5 protein-coding genes are annotated in these 4,735 nt (G+C 61.4%); 3 read left to right on the top strand and 2 right to left on the bottom strand.

Features of this window, described 5'->3' with window-relative positions; genetic code table 11:
* The first annotated feature begins 10 nt into the window (after positions 1 to 10).
* Positions 11 to 1,201, top strand: a complete 1,191-nt coding sequence (locus EOA85_RS28055) for an NADH-quinone oxidoreductase subunit D (RefSeq protein ID WP_127211935.1) — start codon at positions 11 to 13, stop codon at positions 1,199 to 1,201.
* Between the two features lie 16 nt (positions 1,202 to 1,217).
* Here EOA85_RS28055 and EOA85_RS28060 read toward each other — a convergent pair whose 3' ends face one another.
* Together EOA85_RS28060 and EOA85_RS28065 are read right to left on the bottom strand one after the other, a co-directional pair.
* The gene (locus tag EOA85_RS28060) at positions 1,218 to 1,970 is read right to left on the bottom strand and encodes a metallophosphoesterase (RefSeq protein WP_127211933.1); all 753 of its coding nucleotides are present in this window, start codon (positions 1,968 to 1,970) and stop codon (positions 1,218 to 1,220) included.
* Positions 1,963 to 2,775, bottom strand: coding sequence for a nucleotidyltransferase family protein (locus EOA85_RS28065; protein WP_029350560.1), 813 nt, complete (start codon positions 2,773 to 2,775; stop codon positions 1,963 to 1,965). Before EOA85_RS28065 ends, EOA85_RS28060 begins: the two co-directional genes overlap by 8 nt.
* 147 nt (positions 2,776 to 2,922) lie before the next feature.
* On the opposite strand from EOA85_RS28065, the gene EOA85_RS28070 reads away from it, so the two are divergent.
* Both EOA85_RS28070 and EOA85_RS28075 read left to right on the top strand, forming a co-directional pair.
* Positions 2,923 to 3,207, top strand: coding sequence for an acylphosphatase (locus EOA85_RS28070; protein WP_065006638.1), 285 nt, complete (start codon positions 2,923 to 2,925; stop codon positions 3,205 to 3,207).
* Between the two features lie 196 nt (positions 3,208 to 3,403).
* The coding region (locus EOA85_RS28075) for an HAD family hydrolase (RefSeq protein ID WP_127211934.1) at positions 3,404 to 4,735 on the top strand (1,332 nt) is incomplete at its 3' end.

Consider the following 4,735-nt stretch of genomic DNA (forward strand, 5'->3'; position numbering starts at 1 on the left):
GAACACCGTCATGGTCGAAGCAGCAGTTCGCAGCTTCACCCTCAGCTTCGGGCCGCAGCATCCCTCTGCTCACGGCGTTCTGCGGCTGGTGCTGGAACTGGACGGCGAGATCGTCGACCGCGCCGATCCCCATATCGGCCTGCTCCACCGCGGCACGGAAAAACTCATCGAGTACAAGACCTATCTGCAGGCCCTGCCCTATTTCGACCGGCTCGATTACGTGGCGCCGATGAACCAGGAGCATGCGTTCTGCCTCGCCGCCGAGAAGCTGCTCGAAATCTCGGTCCCGAAGCGCGGACAGCTCATCCGTGTTCTCTTTTGCGAAATCGGCCGGCTCTTGTCGCATCTCCTCAACGTCACGACACAGGCCATGGACATCGGCGCGCTGACTCCGCCGCTCTGGGGCTTCGCTGAGCGCGAGAAGCTGATGGTTTTCTACGAGCGCGCCTCCGGCGCCCGCATGCATGCTAATTATTTCAGGGTCGGCGGCGTGCATCAGGACTTGCCTGCGAAGCTTCTGGACGACATCTGGGCTTTCTGCGACCCGTTCCTCAAGGTCTGCGACAACCTCGACGAATTGCTCACCGGCAACCGCATCTTCAAGCAGCGCAATGTCGATGTCGGTGTGATCGGGCAGGACGACGCCTGGGCCTGGGGCTTCTCCGGCCCCATGGTGCGCGGGTCGGGAGCGGCATGGGATTTGCGCAAGGCACAGCCATATGAATGCTACCCCGAGATGGATTTCGACATTCCGATCGGCAAAAACGGCGACTGCTATGACCGCTATCTCGTCCGCATGGAGGAAATGCGCCAATCGGTCCGGATCATGAAGCAATGCCTGGAAAAATTGCGATCGCCCGAGGGCCAAGGGCCGGTGGCAATTCCAAACCACAAAATCACGCCACCTCCGCGGGCGACGATGAAACGCTCGATGGAAGCGACTATCCACCATTTCAAACTCTACACGGAGGGTGTTCGCGTGCCCGCCGGAGAGGTCTATGCCGCCGTGGAGGCGCCGAAGGGCGAGTTCGGCGTCTATCTGGTGTCGAACGGCAGCAATACTCCGTATCGATGCAAGATCCGGGCGCCGTCCTTTGCCCATTTGCAGGCGACGGATTTTCTGTCGCGGGGGCACATGATCGCCGATGTCGCTGCGATCATCGGGTCGCTCGATATCGTGTTCGGCGAGATCGACCGCTGACCACCCACAGGGTGTTTCAGATTTCGAGCAAGGCGTAAGGACGGCCGGTCGGCTTCGCCACGTGCATGGCGACGTTATATACCGGGGCACCGCCGGGCGTGCGACCTTCATAGACGCCGCGATGCGCGTGGCCATGCACCACGGCGCTGACCTTGAACCGATCGATCGTCTCCGCCAGGCGCGACGAGCCCAGGAACGGAAAAATCTCCAATGGCTCGCCAGCGACTGTCTCGACGACCGGAGCGTAGTGCAGGACGACGAGCGTACGATTGGTGCGAACCTGCCGCATTGCGTTTTCGAGCCGCATCGACTCGCTGACGCTTTCAGCGACCATCGCCTTGATCGCCGGCTCGCCGAACGAGCCGAGCATGCGTGATCCAAAACCGCCAATGAAACCCTTCACGCCGACAAAGCCGACCTCCTTGATTTCCGTCGTCTGACCGTCAAGAAGATGGACGCCTGCCTGCCGAAGGATGTGGGCGACGTCCTCGACCGCACCGGATTCATAGTCATGGTTGCCGAGCACAGCGACGACCGGGATTGCGCAGGCGCGCAAATCCTCAGCAAGGATTTCGGCCTCTCGGGGCCTGCCGAGATTGGTGAGGTCGCCAGTGAGAACGAGGACGTCCGCTTCGCGCGAGACCTCGCCGAAGAGATCACGACAAGAGGTCTCGGCGTCTTCCTGCACGTGCAGGTCGCCAACAGCCGCAATCCTCACCGTGTCGCCGTTCCCAACCCTTGCCTTGGCGGTTATGCCCTTCTCAGCCATCACGAAATTCTCCTGTTCCACCGACGCCGGCAAAGCCCCATTCTTTGACGTCGATCTCGTAGTCGGTCGGCGAAAGCAGCCGTCCGCGGCAGATCTTCATTCGGGGGGTGGGCAGCTCCCTCTGCTTGGCGAGACGGTCAAGCAATTCGTCGAGCAGCCAGGCTGGTACATGATCGCGCTCGCTCGGATAGATCCATCGGAAATTGAGAAGCTGCATCAACAGCACCTCCCAATGAACTTCGAGGTAGGAAAGCAGCCGGTGCCAGTCGATCTGATCCTGCGCCTTGAGGATTGTATGAGCGACGTCGGCGCCGTCATGGCGGCCTCTGTCTTGGATGAAGCACTTGGACCAGATAAGCTCGGTCGGACCGACGATCCGCACCCGACTGCCCAGCAAATCGATTTGCCTTGCGTGCTCCAGCCACAGGTCGCTGACAGGCATGGTTCCGTTCGCCGAGGCGAATATGACGTCAAAGAAATGCGTGCCCTTGAAGACCTTGCCGAGCCACCGGTCATCCAATATCTCGACCGCATAACCGGCCTGCTTGAAATGAGCGAGAATGCGGGCGTAATCGCCGGCCTTGCAGAAAATGTCGAGATCCTTCGTCTGGCGCGTAACGCCTGTGTAGGCGCTCACCGCGTAGGTGCCGGCGACAAGAAAGGGAATGTCCGTCGCGGCAAGCTCGCGGATCGCCTCGGTGTAGAATACCTCGGCCTCGGCGTAGCGAAGCGTTGGCTCCGCTTTCGCGTCGATCGTCGGAACGGATGCCGGGATGGCGCGTCCCTTTGGAGAATCGTTGGTCATGAAATCGTGGCTCCGAGGCACCCGCAACCTGCAACTGTCCGTCTTTAAACAAAGCCGCCGCCCCATGGTTCCGTTGCCGACAAGGCGGAGCCTTTTTCGCCGCTAGTGAGTTGAAGGTGTGGACAAACCAGCTGCACGGAGGTGACCATGGAGGACGGGCGCAAAGCGGTACGCGTCAGGCTGAGTGGAAGGGTGCAAGGCGTCTCTTTTCGCGTGTGGACACGGACGGAAGCCGAGAAGCTCGGTCTGTCCGGATGGGTTCGCAACGAGGATGACGGATCCGTAACGGCACTGATCGTCGGAGCCGAGGGCGCGGTTTCGACGATGATGAACCGGTTGTGGGAAGGGCCGACCGGGGCGTCGGTCTCCAGCGTGAAATCCCAAGACGTCGATCCCGGCCAGGAGCCGAACGGATTCAGGATTGTCGGCTAGCAAGCGGGTACCGGTTTGGAAATGCTTAAGCAAAAGCAAGGCCTCAGCAACTCTTGCCTTCCGCCGCCGGGAACAATCGGCAGCCAGCGCCGTTTGAACCGATCAGCCAAGACAAAGTCACTGGAGCAGATGGCTTTCCGCTCAGTTCGGCGAGAAAGCTTCTCGGGTCAGCTTCGGACTACCGACGGACAGTTCAATGTATGCTCTTGCACTAGCCACTGACTACGACGGCACGCTCGCGGAAAACGGGATCGTTTCCGATGCCACCCGTGCCGCGCTCGGGCGGCTGAAGGAAACCGGCCGCAAGTTGATAATGGTCACCGGTCGCGAGCTTGCCGATCTCGAAAGCGTTTTCCCGGAGCTTGGCATTTTCGACAAGGTCGTCGCCGAAAATGGCGCGCTCGTCTACACGCCGGCTTCGAAGGAGGAGCGCATCCTGGCGCCTGCGCCTCCGGCGGAATTCGTCGACAGGCTGATGATCCGCAAGATCGCGCCCCTGTCGATAGGACGTTCCGTCGTCGCCACCAGGGAGCCCAACGAGACCATCGTGCTGGAAGTGATCAAGGACCTTGGCCTGGAGCTGGAGATCATCTTCAACAAGGGTGCCGTCATGGTGCTGCCGAGCGGGGTCAACAAGGCGACCGGTCTTGCGGCTGCCCTCGAGGATCTGGGATTGTCCGCCCACAATGTCGTCGGCATCGGCGATGCGGAGAACGACCATGCCTTTCTGCGCGCCGTCGGCTTCGGAGTTGCAGTCGCCAATGCACTGCCGAAGGTAAGGGAGACGGCGGGCCACGTGACGAATGGTGCCCGCGGCGCGGGCGTGAGGGAGTTGATCGAGGGCCTCATCTCGCATGACGCCGCCTTGCTGGACACGGCGCGGCAACGCATTGAGATTGGCGCGGACGACGGGTCTGGCGCGGTGATGCACCTTTCACCGCGCGGCGGCGGCGTGCTGCTGGCCGGCACGTCGGGGATCGGGAAATCCACCCTCGCCACCGCCCTGACCGAACGCTTCGTCGAGCAAGGCTTCCAGTTTTGCGTGCTCGACCCGGAGGGCGACTACGAGGAACTGGAGGACGTGCTGGTGGTTGGCGACGCCAAAAGCCCGCCGAGCTCGCGCGAAATCTTCGACCTCTTGTCCAAACCGTCCAACAATGTCGCCGTCAACATGCTCGGGATCAAGACCGCGGAGCGGCCAAACGCCTTCGCCAAGCTGCTGCCGGAGCTTGCCGCGCTTCGCGCCCGCACCGGACGCCCGCACTGGCTGATCATCGACGAAGCACACCACCTGTTGCCGCATGCGCGGGATGGCACATCCTTTGCGCTTCCAAAAAGCCTTTCGGCGACCATTCTGGTCACAGTTCATCCCGATCTGGTTTCGCGGGACGTGCTGGCAGGTGTCGACACGGTGCTGGCTCTTGGCCCGGAAGCCGACAAGGTCGTCGAAAGCTTCTGTGCCGCAATTGGCGAAGACGTGCCGCAGGGCGTCGTGCCGCCACCGGAAAACAAGGTCTTGTATTGGAAC

It is taken from the genome of Mesorhizobium sp. M5C.F.Ca.IN.020.29.1.1 (assembly GCF_003997375.1).
Lineage (GTDB): Bacteria > Pseudomonadota > Alphaproteobacteria > Rhizobiales > Rhizobiaceae > Mesorhizobium > Mesorhizobium wenxiniae.